The sequence below is a fragment of the Streptomyces sp. NPDC020489 genome (assembly GCF_044386545.1).
Classification (GTDB): domain Bacteria; phylum Actinomycetota; class Actinomycetes; order Streptomycetales; family Streptomycetaceae; genus Streptomyces.
The window spans coordinates 130,521-148,739 of record NZ_JBIRUZ010000009.1; the positions used below are offsets into that span (position 1 = coordinate 130,521).

Here is an 18,219-nt window from a genome sequence, read left to right on the forward strand (position 1 = left end):
TGTTCATCTTCAAACCCGGGGATACCGCCGGTAACGCCAGACCCCACTCCCGTCCGTAGGAGCCGCCATGTCACGGCGCACCTCACGCACCGCACCCGACAGCCTGAGAACTCCCGGCAGACTCACCGGGTTCCTGAAGACCGCATCGGTATGCGCCCTGATCGCCGGTCTTTTGTCCCCTCTTGGCCAAGCGGCCGCCGCGCCCGAGGCCACCGCCGCCGCCGACCACTGCGGCAGCCAGTGCTCCGACATCCTGCCGCCGGGTCAGAACGGCAACGCCACGCTCGCCCAGATCCTCCTCAACCAGGCCTTCGGCTCCCAGCCCGAGCACGCCGAGGACCAGCTCGGCCCGTACGCCAACCTGGCCAAGGGCTACCCCTCGCTCACCAACGCCACGATCAACACCTTCTTCAACGACGCCTCCTTCGGCGTCCCCTCCGACCAAGTCGCCTCCACGCTCAAGCCCGGTGGCCGCAGCGATGTGACGATCGTCCGCGACAAGAAGACAGGCGTTCCGCACATCACCGGTACCACCAGATACGGCACTGAATACGGAGCGGGCTATGCGGCGGCTCAGGACCGCCTGTGGTTGATGGACGTCTTCCGCCACGTCGGACGCGGCCAGTTGACCTCCTTCGCGGGCGGCGCCCCCTCGAACCAGGGCCTGGAGCAGCAGTTCTGGCGCAACGCCCCCTACACCGAGGCCGACCTCCAGGCGCAGATCGACAGCGCGGCGGCCAAGGCCGGAGCCCGCGGCAGGCAGGCCCTCGCCGACGTCGACGCCTACGTGGCCGGCATCAACGCCTACATCGACGCCTCCGACAGCGGCCGCTACTTCCCCGGCGAGTACGTCCTGACCGGCCACAAGGACTCCGTCACCAACGCCGGGACCATCGAGCACTTCAAGCCCACCGACCTGGTCGCCCTCGCCTCCGTGATCGGCGCGTTGTTCGGCTCGGGGGGCGGCGGCGAGGTCGACAACGCGCTCTCGCTGCTCGCCGCGCAGGAGAAGTACGGGGTGGCCCAGGGCACGGCGGTCTGGGAGTCCTTCCGTGAGCGCAACGACCCCGAGGCGGTCGTCACGGTCCACGACAAGAGCTTCCCGTACGCCACCAAGCCCGCCGACCCGCAGGGCGGGGCGCTCCCGGACGACGGCTCTGTGCGGACCGAGCCCCTCGTTTACGACGCCACCGGCACCGGCGCCGGCCAGAGTGCCTCCGCGGCCTCCGCGACGGCGACGGCGGCCGCCCTCGGTTCGGCCCGGCGCGGGATGTCCAACGCCCTCGTCGTCAGCGGCGAGCACACCGCCGGCGGCCACCCGGTCGCCGTCTTCGGCCCGCAGACCGGCTACTTCGCACCCCAGCTGCTCATGCTCCAGGAGATCCAGGGCCCGGGCCTGAGCGCGCGCGGCGCCTCCTTCGCGGGGCTGAGCATGTACGTCGAGCTCGGCCGCGGCCAGGACTACGCCTGGTCCGCCACCACCTCCGGCCAGGACATCATCGACACCTACGCCGTGGAGCTGTGCCAGGACGACCACCACTACCTCTACCGCGGCACCTGCACGGCGATGGAGAAGGTCGAGCAGAAGAACTCCTGGACCCCGACCACCGCCGACGGCACCGCCGCCGGCTCGTACACGATGCGCGTCTGGCGCACCGCGTACGGCCCCGTCGCGTACCGGGCGACCGTCGGCGGCAAGAAGGTCGCCTACACCACCCTGCGCTCGTCGTACCTGCACGAGGCCGACTCGATCATCGGCTTCCAGATGCTGAACGACCCCGACTACGTCAAGGGCCCGGAGACCTTCCAGAGCGCGGTGCAGCACATCAACTACACCTTCAACTGGTTCTACGCCGACTCCGAGCACACCGCGTACTACAACAGCGGCGACAACCCGGTGCGCGCGACCGGCGTCGACGCCGACTTCCCGGTCTGGGCGCGGCCGGCGTACGAGTGGAAGGGCTGGAACCCGACGACGAACGCCGCGGAGTACACCCCCGTCTCCGCCCACCCCCACTCCATCGACCAGGACTACTACATCTCCTGGAACAACAAGCAGGCCGCCGACTACTCGACCGCGCCCTGGGGCGACGGCTCGGTGCACCGCGGCAACCTGCTGGAGGACCGGGTCAAGAAGCTGGTCGCGGCCGGTGGCGTGACCCGGGCCTCGCTGGTGAAGGCCATGGCCGACGCGGGCCTGGCCGACCTGCGGGCCGAGGACGTGCTGCCGGACCTGCTGAAGGTGATCAACAGCGGCACGGTCACCGACTCCACGGCCGCGGCCGCCGTGGCCAAGCTCCAGACCTGGCTCACGGCGGGCGGCAGGCGCACCGAGACGTCGGCGGGCTCCAAGGCGTACGCCGACGCCGACGCGATCCGGATCATGGACGCCTGGTGGCCGCTGCTGGTGAAAGCCGAGTTCGAACCCGGCCTCGGCACCGAGCTGTACAGCGCCCTCACCCGCAACCTGCCCGTCGACGAGGCCCCGTCCGCGGCGCACGGCCCGACCGGCTCGCACGCGGGCAGCTCCTTCCAGTACGGCTGGTGGTCCTACGTCGACAAGGACATCCGGGCGGTGCTGGGGGAGACCGTGCGGGGCCCGCTGGCGCAGAAGTACTGCGGTGGCGGCAGCCTCAGCGCCTGCCGGGACGTCCTCATCAGCACGTTGAAGACGGCGGCCGGCAGGACCGCGGCCCAGGTCTACCCCGGTGACGACCTGTGCGCGGCGGGCAACCAGTGGTGCGCCGACTCGATCGTCCAGCGCACCCTGGGCGGCATCAAGCACTACAACATCAGCTGGCAGAACCGGCCGACCTACCAGCAGGTCGTGGAGTTCACGTCACACCGGTGACGCGTCAGCGGCGGCGGGTCACCCGATACGGCCCGCCGCCAGCACCACCCGCGCCAGCTCCCGGTGCACGATGTCGCTGTGCGCCCCGGCCGGCGCTCCACCCCGCCTGACCACCTCGGACGCGTCGATGTTCACGCACCCCGAGGTGGGCAGCGTCGTCCGCAGCGCCTCGGCGAGCGTCCACGCGCGCGTGCCCGGGACCGCCTGCACCCCGCCGAAGCCCATCGCACCCCACTTGGCGCCCAGCACCCGGCCCACGTCCGCGCCGGCCACCCCGCGCGCGTCCCCCGCCATGCGGGAGGCCAGCGGGTACAGGGTGCCGAGCGCGCAGTCGTGCCGGGAGAAGCAGCACACCAGGGGCCCGTCGACACGGTTCTGCTGGCCCTGCAGCACCCCGCCCGCGCGCGGGTCGTGCGGCAACCGGGTCGCGAACGCGTAGTGCGAGAAGGCGCCTTGGAGCAGCGTCACGGACTTCACCGTGCGCACCCCCTCGGGCAGCCCGCGCAACGCGAACGACACCAGCCGCCCGCCGAAGCTGTGCCCCACCAGATGCACCCGCACGCCGGGCGCCGCGGCGGCGAGCTGCCCGATCACCCGCCCGAGCCCGCGCTCCCCGACGGTCCCGGCGCGGCGCTTCATGGCGTAGTAGGTCGCCTGCCGCAGCAGTTCGTGGGCGCCGTCCCAGGGGTCGGGGATCGTGAAGCCCGCGGCCGTGTCCGGTGACTCGACGTGCGCCAGCGCCCGCGCGAAGTCCTCGCACACCTCCGCCACCGGCCCACGGAACATGTCCGGCTCGCTCTGCGGCACACCCTCCGCCAGCGTGTCCGCCCCGAACAGCGCCTGCGGTCCCGCCGGCACCAGCTCGACCAGCATTCGCACCAGCCGGCCGAACTCCTCCAACTCCGCTTCCTCGCGCGGCTGCTGGTCCAGCAGCCGGGTGATCTGCTCCACCACGGTCGTACGGCCCGGGAAGGTCTCCAGCAGGGCGTGCCGGGTGTCCTTGTCGAGCGCCGGCCGCCGGGCGGACTGGGCCGCGACCGATCGCGGGACGTCGGGGATCGGCTCGTCGGCGAACCGCATCGACGGCCACACCACCCCGGCGAACCCGAGACGGGCGCCCGGTGCGAGCTCCGGGATGGGCTCGAAGAAGCGGCTGTAGAGGCGGGTCGCGGTGGAACGGTCACTGTTCCAGCCGTGCGCGAAGACGATCAGATCCCGCACCCCGCGCTCCACGACACCCGCCAGCAGCCGGCCCTGCCGCCTGCCCTCCGGGTCGCCGTCCGCGTCGAACATCAGCTCCCAGTACGGCCTCACGCTCATCGCCGGTTCCGCCATGACGGGCCCCCTTGTCCCCCGTAGTGGTGCGATGCGGTCGCATCGTCCTGCCAAGGGGCGGGGTTGGCCATAGGTAACGGCTCAACCGCTTCGGGTTCACCGATAGACGAGATACTTCCGCCGGACCGCCCGGAACGCGGCCAGCTCCGCCCGCCAGCCGGCGACCACCTCGTCCGGGTCGGCCCCCGCGTCGATGGCGGTACGCACCTGGGTGGAGCCCGTCAGCTTGTCGATCCAGTTGTCGGGCCGCCAGGCGAAGCCGCTCCACACCCGTTTCGCGGTCACCAGCAGGGCGATCCCGGTGCGCACCGGGTCGTACGCCGCCCGGTCGTGCACATGGATCTGCACCCCGCCGACGGTTCTGCCCTGGAACTTGGAGAACGTGGGCGCGAAGTACGCCTCCCTGAAGTGCACGCCCGGCAGCCCGAGTTCGTTCGCGGCGGCGGCCCAGCGCCCGTCGATCCCCTCGGCGCCGAGCAGTTCGAAGGGCCGGGTCGTGCCCCGCCCCTCCGACAGGTTCGTGCCCTCGAAGAGACAGGTCCCCGAGTACACCAACGCGGTGTCCGCGGTGGGCATGTTGGGGCTCGGCGGCACCCAGGGCAGCCCGGAGGCGTCGTAGAACTGCGCACGCCGCCAGCCGGTCATCAGGACGGTGTCCAGGGTCACGGGGGCGGTCAGGAACTCCCCGTTGAACAGCCGCGCCAGCTCCGCGACGGTCATGCCGTGCGCCTGCGAGATCGGCTGCCGTCCCACGAAGGTGGCGAACTCCCGGTGCAGCACGGGCCCTTCGGCGGAGCGTCCGGTGACCGGGTTCGGCCGGTCCAGCACCACGAACCGCTTGCCCGCCAGTCGGGCCGCCTCCATGCAGTCGTAGAGCGTCCAGATGTAGGTGTAGAAGCGCGCGCCCACGTCCTGGATGTCGAAGACGACCGTGTCGACGCCGGAGGCGGTGAAGACGTCCGCGAGCGCCTGGCCGCTCTTGAGGTAGGTGTCGTAGACGGGCAGGCCGGTCGCCGGGTCGTCGTAGCGGCCCTCGGAGCCGCCGGCCTGGGCGGTGCCGCGGAAGCCGTGCTCGGGGCCGAAGACGGCGACGAGGTCCACGCGGTCGTCGGCGTGCATGACGTCGACGATGTGGCGGGCGTCGCGGGTGATGCCGGTGGGGTTGGTGACGATGCCGACGCGCTGGTCGCGCAGGGGGGCGTAGCCGGTCGCGGAGAGGTTCTCGAAGCCGGTGCGCAGGCGGGGGGCCGCGGAGGCCGGGGGCGCGCCGGCGAGTGCGCTTGCCGTCGTTGCTGCCGTGGTCGCCGCGAGGAGAGCTCGTCTGGATAGGCGCATGGGGGGCACGGTATTGCTCCCGAGGGTCGCGGGGAAGGTGCGGGCCACCCGCGGCCTGCCGCGCCCCGCGGCGGAGCCACAGGAGACTGTCACGCGCCCCCCGCGGCGGGACCGCAGGAGACGGTCACGCGCCCCCCGTGGCGGAGCCGCAGCAGGCGGTCACGCCCCCCGCGGCGGGGCCGCACAGGGAAGCGGTCACGCGCCCCCAGGCCGGGGGGTCCTGCCCTTCCTTTCCTACATACCGACTGGTTAGTCTGGCCGTCTTCGCAGAGCCGCAGTCGAAGGAGACCGATGGTGGAAGCCGTTCAGGGTGCTGGTGTCGTCGTCACGGGGGCCGGAGGGGGCATCGGCGCCGCCCTCGCGCGGCGGTTCGCCGCCGAGGGGGCCCGGGTGGTCGTGAACGACCTGGACGGCGACCGTGCCACGGCCGTCGCCGAGGAGATCGGCGGGATCGCGCTGCCCGGTGACGCCTCCGCCGTCGTCGACGACGCCCGCGACGCCCTCGGCGGGACCGTCGACGTCTACTGCGCCAACGCCGGTGTCGCCTTCGGCGGGGAACTCGACGAGCAGCTCGACGAGACGGGCTGGGCGACGTCCTGGGACGTCAACGTGATGGCCCACGTGCGGGCCGCCCACGCGCTGCTGCCCGGCTGGCTGGAGCGGGGGAGCGGACGGTTCGTGTCCACCGTCTCCGCGGCCGGGCTGCTGACCATGATCGGCGCCGCGCCCTACAGCGTCACCAAGCACGGGGCGTACGCCTTCGCCGAGTACCTGTCGCTGACGTACCGGCACCGTGGGGTCAAGGTCCACGCCATCTGCCCGCAGGGCGTGCGCACGGACATGCTGGACGCGACCGGCAGCGCCGGTGACCTGGTGCTCAAGCCGACGGCCGTGGAACCGGACGACGTCGCGGAGGCTCTCTTCAAGGGCATCGCCGAGGACCGGTTCCTGATCCTGCCGCACCCCGAGGTCGCCGGGTACTACCAGGCCCGGGCAGCCGAACCGGACCGCTGGCTGGGCAACATGAACCACCTTCAGCGCAAGTGGGAGGAGACGCGGTGACCGAGTCCGCCTACGCGGCCAAGCCCTGGGTGGCGCTGCTCGACGACGCCCAGCGCGCCCCGATCGAGCCCGCCGACTCCCTGGTCCACGCCCTGCGCCGGTCCGCCGCCGAGGCGCCGGACCGCCCCTTCCTCGCCTACTTCGACGGCCGCCTCACCTACCGTGAGGTCGACGCGCTGAGCGACTCCGTCGCCGGGCACCTCGCCGCCCGCGGTCTGGAGCGCGGCGACCGGGTGGCGATCCTGCTGCAGAACTCCCCGCACTTCGTGCTCGCCCTGCTGGGCGCGTGGAAGGCGGGCGCGGTCGTGGTGCCCGTCAACCCCATGTACAAGTCCGGGGAGGTCGGCCACGTCCTGCGGGACGGCGAGGTGGCCGCGCTGATCTGCTCCGACCGGGCCTGGGAGTCGTACCTGCGCGAGACGGCCGCCGGCTCGCCGGTGCGGATCGTGCTCACCGGCTGCGAGCTGGACTTCCAGACCCGCGACGACGCGCGCGTGCTGACCTTCGAGCGGCTGCCGATGGCCGCCGACGCCGACGACCTGGCCGCGGTGGCCCGCGCGGGCCACCCCGCGCCGGAGGGCCGCGACCCGGCACCGTCCGACATCGCGCTCATCAGCTACACCTCGGGCACCAGCGGCACCCCCAAGGGCGCCACCAACACGCACGGCAACATCATGTACAACGCCGAGCGGCAGCGGACCGGGCTGCCCCTGCCCGAGGGGCCTGTCTACTACGCGCTGGCGCCGCTGTTCCACATCACCGGGATGGTCTGCCAGCTCGGCGCGTGCCTCAACAGCGCGGGCACCCTGGTGCTGACGTACCGCTTCGAGACCGGGGTCGTCCTGGAGGCGTTCGCCGAGCACCGGCCGCACTACACGGTCGGCCCCTCCACCGCGTTCATGGCGCTGGCCGCCCACCCGGACGCCACCCCGGACCACTTCTCCTCCTTCGTCGTCATCTCCTCCGGCGGCGCCCCCCTGCCGCCCGCCCTGGTGGAGAAGTTCCGTGCCGGGTTCGGGCCGTACATCCGCAACGGCTACGGCCTGACCGAGTGCACCGCGCCCTGCGCCTCCGTGCCACCCCATCTGGAGGCGCCCGTCGACCCGGTCTCCGGGACGCTCGCCGTGGGCCTGCCGGGCCCGGAGACGGTCGTACGGATCGTCGACGACCAGGGCGCCGAGGTGCCCTTCGGGGAGCAGGGCGAGATCGTGGTGCGCGGACCGCAGGTCGTGCCCGGCTACTGGCGCCGCCCGGACGCCACCGCCGAGACCTTCCCGGACGGCGAGCTGCGCACCGGCGACATCGGCTTCATGGACGCCCAGGGCTGGCTGTACGTCGTGGACCGCAAGAAGGACATGATCAACGCGTCCGGCTTCAAGGTCTGGCCCCGCGAGGTCGAGGACGTGCTGTACACCCACCCGGCGGTACGCGAGGCGGCCGTCGTCGGGGTGCCCGACGGGTACCGCGGGGAGACCGTGAAGGCCTACATCAGCCTGCGCCCGGGCGCCGCCACCGACCCGGATGAACTCGCGGTGTACTGCAAGGAGAGACTGGCCGCCTACAAGTACCCCAGGCAGGTGGAGATCCTGCCCGACCTGCCGAAGACGGCGAGTGGGAAGATCCTCCGGCGGGAACTGCGTTCTCGCAGGCAGGACGAGCAGTAACGCACAACGAGCGGTATGAACGGAAAGGCAGGAGGCGGCACAGTGCCCAGGACGACCGACGGGGACGGCACGCCCGTCCCGCAGCGGCTGCTGGCCGCCGCCACCCGGCTCTTCGCGGAGCAGGGCTACGACCGCACCTCCGTGCAGGAGATCGTCGAGGCGGCCGGCGTCACCAAGGGGGCGCTGTACCACTACTTCGGTTCCAAGGACGACCTCCTGCACGAGGTGTACGCGCGCGTGCTGCGCGTCCAGCAGGAGCGCCTCGACTCCTTCGCCGACGCGGACGAGCCCATCGAGAAGCGTCTGCGGGGCGCCGCCGCGGACGTCGTCGTCACGACGATCGAGAACCTCGACGACGCGTCGATCTTCTTCCGCTCCATGCACCACCTGAGCCCGGAGAAGAACAAGCAGGTGCGCGCCGCCCGCCGGCACTACCACGAGCGCTTCCGCGCGCTGGTCGAGGAGGGCCAGCAGGCGGGCGTCTTCTCCACGGCGACGCCCGCCGACCTGGTGGTGGACTACCACTTCGGTTCCGTCCACCACCTGTCCACCTGGTACCGCCCGGACGGCCCGATGAGCCCCCAGGAGGTCGCCGACCACCTGGCCGACCTGCTGCTGAGGGCCCTGCGCCCGTAACCGCGCGACGACATGTGCAAGGGGCGGTCGCCCATGGAGACCGCCCCTTACCGCTTCACCTACAGGTACTTCTTCAGCTCCCGCCGCGCCAGCGACCGCTGGTGCACCTCGTCCGGACCGTCGGCGATCATCAGCGTCCGCGCCCCGGCGTACAGCTCGGCCAGCGGGAAGTCCTGGCTGACCCCGCCCGCGCCGTGCAGCTGGATCGCCCGGTCGATGATGTCGACGACGGCGCGCGGCGTGGCGATCTTGATGGACTGGATCTCGGTGTGGGCGCCCCGGTTGCCGACGGTGTCCATCAGCCAGGCCGTCTTCAGCACCAGCAGCCGCAGTTGCTCGACCGTCACGCGCGCGTCGGCGATCCAGTTGTGCACCACGCCCTGCTGGGCCAGCGCCTTGCCGAAGGCCGCACGCGACACCGCCCGGCGGCACATCAGCTCGATCGCCCGCTCGGCCATGCCGATCAGCCGCATGCAGTGGTGGATCCGGCCCGGCCCGAGACGTGCCTGGGCGATGGCGAACCCGCCGCCCTCCTCGCCGATCAGGTTCGACACCGGCACGCGCGCGTGGTCGAAGACCACCTCGGCGTGGCCGCCGTGGGAGTGGTCCTCGTACCCGAAGACCTGCATCGCCCGCTTGACGGTGACGCCGGGGGTGTCGCGGGGGACCAGCACCATGGACTGCTGGCGGCGGATGTCGTCGCCGTCCGGGTCCGTCTTGCCCATCACGATGAAGATCTTGCAGTCCGGGTTCATCGCCCCGGAGATGTACCACTTGCGGCCGGTGATGACGTACTCGTCGCCGTCGCGCTCGATGTACGTGGTGATGTTCGTGGCGTCCGAGGAGGCCACCTCCGGCTCGGTCATCGCGAACGCCGAGCGGATCTCACCGGCGAGGAGCGGTTCCAGCCACTGCTTCTTCTGCTGCTCGTCCCCGAACTGGGTGAGCACCTCCATGTTGCCGGTGTCCGGCGCCGCGCAGTTCAGCGCGGTGGGCGCGAGCTGCGGGGAACGGCCGGTGATCTCGGCCAGCGGCGCGTACTGGAGGTTGGTCAGCCCGGCCCCGTACGCGTGGTCCGGCAGGAAGAGGTTCCACAACCCCCGCCTGCGGGCCTCGGCCTTCAACTCCTCCACCACGGCCGGTGTGTCCCACGGCGAGGCCAGCCGGGCGCGCTGCTCCTCGGCGACGGCCTCGGCGGGATAGACGTGCTCGTCCATGAAGGCGAGCAGCTGGGCGCGCAGTTCCTCGGTGCGCGCGTCGAACGCGAAGTCCATGGCGGGTCAGCCTTCCTGAAGGGTGGTCAGGCCGTGCGAGATGAAGACGGGGACGAGGTCGCCGATGCGGTCGAAGCCGGCGCCGACCGTCTGGCCCAGGGTGTAGCGGTAGTGGATGCCCTCCAGGATCACGGCGAGCTTGAACCACGCGAACGCCGTGTACCAGGAGACCGTCGAGACGTCGCGCCCCGAACGGGCCGCGTACCGCTCGACCAGCTCGGCCGGGTCGGGATGGCCCGGCGCGGTGGCGGTCGTGGAGACGGGGGAGTCGGGCAGGTCCAGCGGCATGCTGTACATGACCAGCAGGCCGAGGTCGGTGAGCGGGTCGCCGAGCGTCGACATCTCCCAGTCGAGGATCGCGTTGATCCGGTCGGCACCGGTGTCCGGGTCGGGCCCGATGAGCACGTTGTCGAGCCGGTAGTCACCGTGGATCACGGTCGCGGCCGGGGAGGTGGGCAACCGGCGGCCCAGCGTCGCGTGCAGCTCGTCGATGCCGGCAAGTTCGCGGTTGCGGGAGGCGTCCAGCTGCTTGCCCCAGCGGCGCAGCTGGCGGTCCAGGAAGCCCTCGGGGCGGCCGAAGTCGGCGAGGCCCACCTCGGCGGGGTCCACCGCGTGCAGTTCGACGAGGGTGTCCACCAGGGACAGCACCGCGGCCCGGGTGCGCTCCGGGCCGAGCGGGAGCAGCTGGTCGGCGGTGCGGTACGGGGTGCCCTCGACGAACTCCATGACGTAGAACGGCGCCCCGATGCCCGCGGTGTCCTCCTCGGACTCGCACAGCAGCAGTGGTTTCGGGACCGGTACGTCCGTCGGGTGCAGCGCGCTGATCACCCGGTGCTCGCGCTTCATGTCGTGCGCGGTGGCCAGGACATGGCCCAGCGGCGGACGGCGTACGACCCACCGCGCGGTGCCGTCGGACACCGTGTACGTGAGGTTCGACCGTCCGCCCTCGATCAGCCGGCCGGTCAGGGGGCCGTGGACCAGACCGGGCCGCTCGCGGTCGAGCAGGCCGCGCAGCCTGTCGAGATCCAGTCCGGGCGGATGGTCGGGGCTCATGCGTCGCTCCTACGGGCAGGTGAACGGTACCCGAGACATGATGCCGACCGGTCGGTATGCCGTCCAGTGCGTGGAGCGAACGTGATCTGAGCCACGACAGGCCGACAGCTCCCCGTCCGGTGCGACGGGGAGCTGCGGTGACGCCTCTTCGGTCAGGTGCTCAGTGGTCGTCCCAGTGCCCGTCGTGGCGGGCGTGCCGGTGGCCGTCGTGCAGATAGTCCACGTGGTCCCCGTGCAGCACGCTCTCGTGTCCGCAGGAGTCGCCGTGCGCGTGGTCGTGGCCGTCGTGGGTGGCGTGCCCGCCCGGCTCGCACTCGTCCCAGTGGTCGCCGTGCTCGCGGTGCAGATGCCCGCCGTGCGCGTAGTCGACGTGGTCCCCGTGCGGTACCTCGGTGTGCCCGCAGTCGGGTCCGTGGGCGTGGGAGTGGGAGGCGTGTTCCTGGTGGAGGGTGGTCATGGTGCTCGCCTTCGCAGATGTGCCGATGCCGTCGGACAGGCTGCCACGCGAACGCCGCGTACCGGGGCATCCCGGTTGCGTGGCGGCCCGCTACCCCGGAGGGTCGAAGCCATGAAGGGCATCAGCTACTCACGCTACGGCGGACCCGAGGTCCTCGCATACGGGGATCTGCGCGACCCCACGGTCGGGGTCGACGCGGTACTGGTCAAGGTCCGGGCGGCGGCGGTCAACCCGGTCGACTGGCACGCCCGCGAGGGGCACCTGGAGCAGATCCTGGACCCCGTCTTCCCGGTGGTCCCCGGCTGGGACGTCAGCGGTGTCGTGGTCCGACTCGGCGTCTCCGTCCCGGAGTTCGAGATCGGCGACGAGGTCATCGGCTACGTCCGCGAGGACTTCCTCTCCCGGGGCACCTTCGCCGAGTACGTGGCCGCTCCGGTCCGCACCCTCGCCCGCAAGCCCCGCAACCTCTCCTTCGAGGAGGCGGCGGGGCTGCCGCTGGCCGGACTCACCGCCTACCAGGTGCTGGTCAAGGCCCTCCAGGTCAAGCGCGGCGAGACGGTCCTGGTGCACGCGGCGGCGGGCGGCGTGGGCTCCCTCGCCGTACAGCTCGCCCACCACTTCGGCGCCCGGGTCATCGGTACGGCGAGCCCGGGCAACCACGACTTCGTACGGAGCCTCGGCGGTGAGCCCGTCGCGTACGGCGAGGGCCTGGCCGAACGGGTGCGCGGGCTGGCCCCCGAGGGCGTCGACGCGGCGTTCGACACCATCGGCGGCGAGACCCTCACCGCCTCGGCGAACCTCCTGGCCCCCGAGGGCCGCCTGGTCTCCATCGCGGACGGGAACGTCGTCACCCACGGCGGCCGCTACGTCTGGGTGCGCCCGGACGCCGAGGACCTCCGGCGCCTGTCCGCGCTGGCCGAACAGGGCGTGGTCTCGGTGCACGTGTCACACACCTTCCCGCTGGAGCGGGCGGCGGAGGCACAGCGACTGAGCCAGGAGGGGCGGACCCGGGGGAAGATCGTGGTGACGGTGGACGCGGACCCGGACCCGGAGCGGCCGGAGGAGCGGGTGGGCGACGACCGGGCCTAGTGTCGCGGCAGGCGGCTTCCGCCTGTCGAGGAGAGGTGTCCGGTGGGGTCCTCTGAGGGGTGCCGGAGGAGCGGGAAGGGCATCGACCGGGCCTAGCGCCGCGGCAGGCGGCTCCTGCCCGTCGAGCAGCGGTGTCCGGTGGGCCCTCTCCGGGGCGGCCGGAAGGCCTGAGAGGGCCGAGCCGAGGCGGAGTGTCTGCCGCCGGGCCTAGAACACCAGCGCGGCTCCGCAGACCGCCATGGCGACGGCGCACAGGGCGGCCGCCGTGGCAGGGCGCGGGGTGAGCGCGGAAGGGACCCCGGGGGCCGCGAGGGCGCGGATGCGGCGGTGTGCGACGAGCAGCAGGCCCAGCCACAGGGCGCAGACCAGCGCGCAGGCGACGACACCGGCGGCGGACGGACCCCCGTGCAGCGCGGCCTTCACCGCGAGCACGGCGCAGACGGTGCCGGACAGGGTCGTGCGCCGCCAGGCGAGGCGGGTGCGTTCGGGCTGGAGTCCGGGATCGCGTTCCTCGGCGGTGCCGGCAGACCGCGTCGCACTCACCCCTCCCACCCGACGAGCACGACCAGCACCATCGCGACGGCGACGACGGCCACGACGACACCCAGCAGCGCCGGGAACCGGGAGACGGGCAGATCCTCGCCCCGCCGCATGGCCCGCTCGCACCGCACCCAGTGGTTCACCGCGCGCAACGAGCACAGCACCCCGGCGGCGAGCAGCGCGAGCGCCAGCCCCGCCCGCCAGCCCCAGCGCAGATCCGGCAGGAACTGGTCCACGGCGAAACCGCCGCCGATGAGCGCGAGGGCGGTCCGCAACCAGGCCAGGAACGTGCGCTCGTTGGCGAGCGAGAACCGGTAGTCGGGCGTGGTGCCCTCCTCCCGGACCTGCTCGGGGGCGAACCACAGCCGGACGTTGCGCACGAAGCCGATCACGTCCCGACCCTACCGGGGCGCGGGTGTCCGCCCTGGTCGGGGCGGTGACGTGTCAGCCCGCCGCCCGGTGCGCGCGGAGCCGTTCGTACGCGTCCCGTCCGTCCGGCACCCACGGCCACTCGTCCAGCCGCCGCTCCACCTCCGCCTCGGGCAGGAAGTCGTACCAGGCGACCTCCTCGACCTGGGGGTTCACCGGCAGCTCGCAGCGGACCTCGTACACCGACGACCACCAGGTCCGCCCGGCCCCGTCGTCGTACAGGAACTTGAAGAGGAACTCGGGTGCGGGCAGCCCGGACACCCCCAGCTCCTCCTCGGCCTCCCGCAGAGCCGCCTCGTCGTAGGACTCGCCCGCGCCGACGACACCGCCGACCCACATGTCGTACAGGGAGGGGAAGACCAGCTTGGTCGCGGTCCGCCGGTGCACGAAGAGCCGCCCCGCGCGGTCCCGCGCCTGGATGAACACGCACCGGTGCCGCAGCCCCTTGGCGTACGCCTCACCGCGCGGCGACTGCCCGACGACCCGGTCGTCCTCGTCGACGATGTCGAGAATCTCGTCAGCAGAACTCATGCCCTCATCCAAGCAGGCCCCTCGGAGAGGCCGGGCGCCCCACCCACGACGTCCGTGCGTCGGTCCGTGCGGCGCTGTCCGGCCCGGCGGCCCGGCGCGGTCTCAGTGCGGCTGGAGATCCCGGGGCCGTGCCGTCCGCTCGGAGGTCCCGCAGGGCATCGCCGGGTGGAGGCCCAGCAGCACGATGCCCGCCACGACCGCGGCGAGGCCGGCCGCCTCCCAGGCCAGGGCGCCCGTGTCGGTGCGGAGGCGGTCGCCGAGGAAGCCCACGCCGCAGATGATGCCGGCGAGGGGCTGGGCGGCGGTGAGGGCCGGGAGGGACATGCGCAGGGAGGCGGTCTCGAAGGCGCTCTGGACCAGGACCAGGCCGGTGACGCCGAGGGCCAGCACGGCGTAGGGCTGCCAGCCGGTGAGCAGCTCCACCAGGCCGCCGGCGGAGAAGCGCTGGCCGCTCACCCGCGTCAGGGCGTCCTGGACGCCGTAGAGCAGGCCGGCGGCGACGGCGAGCAGCGCCGGGCCCGCGACGAGACGGGAGCGCTTGGCGTACGTCGTCAGCAGCAGCGCGAGGCCGATCATCGCGCCGATGATCAGCCAGTGCCGGAGGGGGTCGGTGACCGCCGTGCCGCCGCGCGGCTCGCCCGCGACGATGAACGCCGTCACCCCGCCCGCGAGCAGCACCAGACCCGCCCAGCCCTGGCGGCCCAGCGGCTGCTTGCTCTGGTGGCGGGACAGGGCCATCGCGAACAGCAGGTTCGTCGCCAGCAGGGGCTCCACCAGGGAGATCTCGCCCTGTCCCAGCGCGATCGCGCCCAGCGCCATGCCGACCACCATCAGCGCGATGCCGCCCAGCCAGCGGGGCATCCTCATCAGGTCCAGCAGCAGCCGGGGCGAGAGGAAGTCGTTCAGGGGTGCCCGCTGGGCCGCGTCCTGCTGGAGGACGAAACCGAGGCCCAGGCAGCAGGCGGCGCTCACGGCGAGAACCAGGACAAGAACCGACACGCTGCGTACCTCGATCACTGGGCCGGGCTGCGGGGCGGGGTAAGGGCCGACTCTAATGCCCCGGGACGCGGCCTGCTTCCGGGAGTACCCGGAACCGGGCGGTTGACGCGGTCGCCCGTACGACCGTCCCGCCATGCTCCGACGCCCGGCCTCGCGGCGCCATGGCGTACGCCACATCCACGGCCACGCGGGTGCCCCGGGTCCGCCGAAAGTGATCACAACTGCCCCATGCGTCACGCTAGTTGAACCGTGTAACAACCGTTCCGGCCTTGACGGGAAGCCTTGGCTGCGGGTTTGCTGTCCGTGACCAGCTGCCCACACAACCGAACTACGACGTCGAGCAACGTCGCGTGAGGAAGTCTCCGCGGTGTCTCCACCCCCGCCCCCACTGGGTCGCAGCCGCAGACGCGCGGCCCAGGCCTTCGACGCCGCCCTCGACGACGCCGAACTCGGCGCAGCCCGCGCCGCGTTGGCCCAGGGCCGTTGGCAGGCCGCCCGCTCCCTGCTCGCGCACTCCGGCGACGACTGGGACCTGCGAGGTCACCGGGTGACCGTCCTCGCCCTGGAGCCCTACAGCGCCGCCTGGACCCGCGACTGGCTGCTCGCCGAGCCCGAGTCCGCCGACGCCGCCGTCCTGCTCGCCCTCGCCCAGGTCCAGCGCGCCCTGCGTGGCAAGGAGAAGCCGGACCGCGCCCGCGATGCCTGCCGCGCCGCCGCCGAGCGGGCCCCCGCCGACCCCACCCCGTGGCTCGGGATGCTCATGCTGGAGAAGGGCACGGTCGGCGCCCAGACCGCCGTCCGGATCTTCGAGGAGGTCCGCCGGCGGCACGCCGACCACCACCACGCCCACCATCTGATGGTCGCCCGCCTGGCCGAGCACCGCGCCGAGACCGGCCCGGACCCCCTGCACGAGGTCTACGACTTCGCCAACTGGGCCGCCGAACAGGCCCCCGCCGACTCACCCCTCGCCATCCTCCCGGTCATCGCGCACGCCGAGCGCTACCGCGTCCTCGCCGCCGCCGGCCACGAGCCCCCCGACCCGGCCGCCTCCGGCCACTGGGTCGGCCGCCGGGCCCGCCAGGTGATGAAGGCCGCCTTCGACTGGTGGCTGGAATGGGAGCACGAGGGCCATCCCCGGCGCCTGGTCGACCTCAACTTCCTCGCCCACGCCAAGGTGTGCGAGGGCCGGGGCGCCGAGGCCGCCGCCCTGTTCCACCGCATCGGCGAGCACGCCACCCCCGCCCCCTGGTCGTACCCCGACCGGGACCCCTCCGCCGCCTTCCGCGCCGCCCGCGACAGCGCCCTCGGCACGACGTAAGGCCCCCCGGCACCTCCTGACGGCCCCCGACCCCCGCCAGCCCTTCCCCCGAAAAGGACGGTCTCCCCCGTGACAACGGACAGTTCGAGCCCGAGCAGAACCGACGGCATCAGCACCTTCAAGGGTCAGGAGCGGGCCCTGCGCGCCGACCGCCTCGGCACCGGTGGCCTGCTGCTCTCGGTGCTCGCGGCGACCGCCCCCCTCATGGTGGTCGCGGGTGTCATGCCCACCACATTCGCGGTGATGGGCATCGTCGGACAGCCCCTGCTCTTCGTCCTCCTCGGCGTGATCCTCGTCCTGTTCGGCATCGGCTACGCCGAGATGAGCCGGCACGTCCACAACGCCGGCGCCTTCTACGCCTACATCTCCCGAGGCCTCGGCGGCACCGCCGGCGCGGGCGCGGCGATGGTCGCCCTCGTCGCCTACAACGCCCTCCAGGTCGGCATCTACGGCATCTTCGGCTTCGAGGTCTCCGGCCTGTTCGCCACCTACGCCGAGACGGAGGTCGCCTGGTGGATACCCGCCCTGGTGGCCGCGCTCGTCGTCGGCGCGCTGGGCTGGCTGAAGATCGACGTCAACGCGAAGGTGCTCGGCGTCCTGCTGGTCATCGAGGTGGCCCTGGTCGTCGTCTTCGACATCGCCGCCGTCGCCGACCCGGGCAAGGAGGGCCTGTCCCTGCACGCCTTCAACCCCGACACCCTCACCGGCGCGGGCGTCGGCACCGCCCTGTGCTTCTGCATCGCCGCCTTCCTCGGCTTCGAGCAGGCGCCCGTCTACGCCGAGGAGACCAGCCGCCCGCACGTCCTGGTGCCCCGGGTCATGTTCCTCGCCGTCGGCGGCGTCGCCGTCTTCTTCGCGCTCAGCAGCTGGGCCCTGACCGTCGCCACCGGCCCGTCGGCGATCGTGGGGGAGGCGCAGAAGCAGAGCGCCGGGCTGCTCTTCGGCCTCACCGAGTCCCGCCTCGGCGGCACCTTCACCGACGCGCTGCACATCCTCTTCGTGACCGGCATGTTCGCCGCGATGCTCAGCTTCCACAACGTCGTCGCCCGCTACGCCTTCGCCATGGGCCGTGAGGGCCTGCTCCCCGCCGCCTTCGGCCGCACCACCGGCGCCAGCGGCGCCCCCGGCACCGGGTCGCTGCTCCAGACGGCCGTCTCGGTGGTGGTCGTGGCCGCCTTCGCGGTCGCCGACGACAAGCCGACCGGCGACCCGACCGTCCCCGTCCTGCACCTGTTCACCTGGTTCGGCAACATCGGCGCCCTCGGAGTGATCGTCCTGATGGCGGCGGCCTCCTTCTCGGTGGTCGTCTTCTTCGCCCGCCGCGGGGCCGCCGGCGCCCAGGCCTGGCGCCTGGTCACCTCCGCACTCGCCGGCCTCGCCCTGCTGGTGATCGCCGGGTACACGGTGAAGGACTTCGACGTCCTGGTCGGCTCGGGGCCGGACTCGTCGCTGAACTGGCTGCTGCCCGGCATCATCGTCCTGGCGCTGCTCGTCGGCGTGGTCCAGGGCCTGCTCCTCCGCGCCCGCTCGCCCGAGGCGCACGCCCGCATCGGCCTGGGCAACGAGGCCTTCCAGCTGGACAAGGCGGCCTCCTCGTAGAGAGTGGTTACGGAAGTCTGACGGGCACCCGCGAACCCTGGTCCGCC

Annotated in this window: 16 protein-coding genes; 7 read left to right on the forward strand and 9 right to left on the reverse strand. The window is 72.5% G+C overall.

Features of this window, described 5'->3' with window-relative positions:
- Positions 1–67 precede the first annotated feature (67 nt).
- Positions 68–2,851 (forward strand): penicillin acylase family protein, encoded by a 2,784-nt coding sequence (locus ACH41F_RS24610; RefSeq protein ID WP_398837551.1) that lies wholly within the window; start codon positions 68–70, stop codon positions 2,849–2,851.
- A gap of 18 nt (positions 2,852–2,869) precedes the next feature.
- Here the strand turns inward: ACH41F_RS24610 and ACH41F_RS24615 are convergent, their stop codons facing one another.
- Positions 2,870–4,186 (reverse strand): serine-threonine protein kinase, encoded by a 1,317-nt coding sequence (locus ACH41F_RS24615; RefSeq protein ID WP_398837553.1) that lies wholly within the window; start codon positions 4,184–4,186, stop codon positions 2,870–2,872.
- A 96-nt stretch (positions 4,187–4,282) separates the two neighbouring features.
- Complete coding sequence (locus tag ACH41F_RS24620; RefSeq protein ID WP_391240373.1) at positions 4,283–5,521, reverse strand: exo-beta-N-acetylmuramidase NamZ domain-containing protein; 1,239 nt, start codon at positions 5,519–5,521, stop codon at positions 4,283–4,285.
- Between the two features lie 291 nt (positions 5,522–5,812).
- Here ACH41F_RS24620 and ACH41F_RS24625 point away from each other — a divergent pair, with 291 nt between their 5' ends.
- Genes ACH41F_RS24625 through ACH41F_RS24635 form a run of 3 tightly spaced genes read left to right on the forward strand, consistent with a single transcriptional unit; the run spans position 5,813 to position 8,883 of the window.
- On the forward strand, positions 5,813–6,583 hold the full coding sequence (locus tag ACH41F_RS24625) for an SDR family NAD(P)-dependent oxidoreductase (protein ID WP_391240370.1): 771 nt from the start codon (positions 5,813–5,815) through the stop codon (positions 6,581–6,583).
- Complete coding sequence (locus ACH41F_RS24630; protein WP_398837554.1) at positions 6,580–8,247, forward strand: class I adenylate-forming enzyme family protein; 1,668 nt, start codon at positions 6,580–6,582, stop codon at positions 8,245–8,247. Before ACH41F_RS24625 ends, ACH41F_RS24630 begins: the two co-directional genes overlap by 4 nt.
- 42 nt (positions 8,248–8,289) lie before the next feature.
- Positions 8,290–8,883: a TetR family transcriptional regulator gene (locus ACH41F_RS24635; RefSeq protein ID WP_391240364.1), complete on the forward strand. Its 594-nt coding sequence runs from the start codon at positions 8,290–8,292 to the stop codon at positions 8,881–8,883.
- Positions 8,884–8,942: 59 nt separating this feature from the next.
- On the opposite strand, the gene ACH41F_RS24640 is transcribed toward ACH41F_RS24635, so the two are convergent.
- The 3 genes from ACH41F_RS24640 to ACH41F_RS24650 form a co-directional block, all read right to left on the reverse strand.
- Entirely contained in the window at positions 8,943–10,157 is a 1,215-nt protein-coding gene (locus ACH41F_RS24640; protein ID WP_398837556.1) for an acyl-CoA dehydrogenase, read from the reverse strand.
- Between the two features lie 6 nt (positions 10,158–10,163).
- Positions 10,164–11,210, reverse strand: coding sequence for a phosphotransferase family protein (locus ACH41F_RS24645; protein WP_398837557.1), 1,047 nt, complete (start codon positions 11,208–11,210; stop codon positions 10,164–10,166).
- A 160-nt stretch (positions 11,211–11,370) separates the two neighbouring features.
- The gene (locus ACH41F_RS24650) at positions 11,371–11,667 is read right to left on the reverse strand and encodes a hypothetical protein (RefSeq protein WP_398837559.1); all 297 of its coding nucleotides are present in this window, start codon (positions 11,665–11,667) and stop codon (positions 11,371–11,373) included.
- Positions 11,668–11,778: 111 nt separating this feature from the next.
- Here ACH41F_RS24650 and ACH41F_RS24655 point away from each other — a divergent pair, with 111 nt between their 5' ends.
- On the forward strand, positions 11,779–12,756 hold the full coding sequence (locus ACH41F_RS24655) for an NADP-dependent oxidoreductase (RefSeq protein ID WP_398837560.1): 978 nt from the start codon (positions 11,779–11,781) through the stop codon (positions 12,754–12,756).
- A gap of 207 nt (positions 12,757–12,963) precedes the next feature.
- On the opposite strand, the gene ACH41F_RS24660 is transcribed toward ACH41F_RS24655, so the two are convergent.
- The 4 genes from ACH41F_RS24660 to ACH41F_RS24675 all read right to left on the reverse strand — a co-directional run bounded on the left by ACH41F_RS24660 (position 12,964) and on the right by ACH41F_RS24675 (position 15,255).
- A complete protein-coding gene (locus ACH41F_RS24660) occupies positions 12,964–13,299 on the reverse strand; it encodes a DUF202 domain-containing protein (protein WP_398837561.1) in 336 nt (111 codons plus the stop codon).
- The gene (locus ACH41F_RS24665; RefSeq protein ID WP_391240348.1) at positions 13,296–13,688 is read right to left on the reverse strand and encodes a DUF202 domain-containing protein; all 393 of its coding nucleotides are present in this window, start codon (positions 13,686–13,688) and stop codon (positions 13,296–13,298) included. Before ACH41F_RS24665 ends, ACH41F_RS24660 begins: the two co-directional genes overlap by 4 nt.
- 52 nt (positions 13,689–13,740) lie before the next feature.
- Positions 13,741–14,256 carry an NUDIX domain-containing protein gene (locus ACH41F_RS24670; protein WP_391240345.1) on the reverse strand — a complete coding sequence of 172 codons (516 nt, stop codon included), beginning with the start codon at positions 14,254–14,256 and terminating at the stop codon, positions 13,741–13,743.
- A 102-nt stretch (positions 14,257–14,358) separates the two neighbouring features.
- Positions 14,359–15,255: a DMT family transporter gene (locus ACH41F_RS24675; RefSeq protein ID WP_391240342.1), complete on the reverse strand. Its 897-nt coding sequence runs from the start codon at positions 15,253–15,255 to the stop codon at positions 14,359–14,361.
- A gap of 367 nt (positions 15,256–15,622) precedes the next feature.
- Between ACH41F_RS24675 and ACH41F_RS24680 the strand changes: the two genes are divergently transcribed.
- Together ACH41F_RS24680 and ACH41F_RS24685 are read left to right on the forward strand one after the other, a co-directional pair.
- Positions 15,623–16,573 carry a hypothetical protein gene (locus ACH41F_RS24680; RefSeq protein WP_398837562.1) on the forward strand — a complete coding sequence of 317 codons (951 nt, stop codon included), beginning with the start codon at positions 15,623–15,625 and terminating at the stop codon, positions 16,571–16,573.
- 69 nt (positions 16,574–16,642) lie between these two features.
- The gene (locus ACH41F_RS24685) at positions 16,643–18,172 is read left to right on the forward strand and encodes an APC family permease (protein WP_391240335.1); all 1,530 of its coding nucleotides are present in this window, start codon (positions 16,643–16,645) and stop codon (positions 18,170–18,172) included.
- Positions 18,173–18,219: the final 47 nt, after the last annotated feature.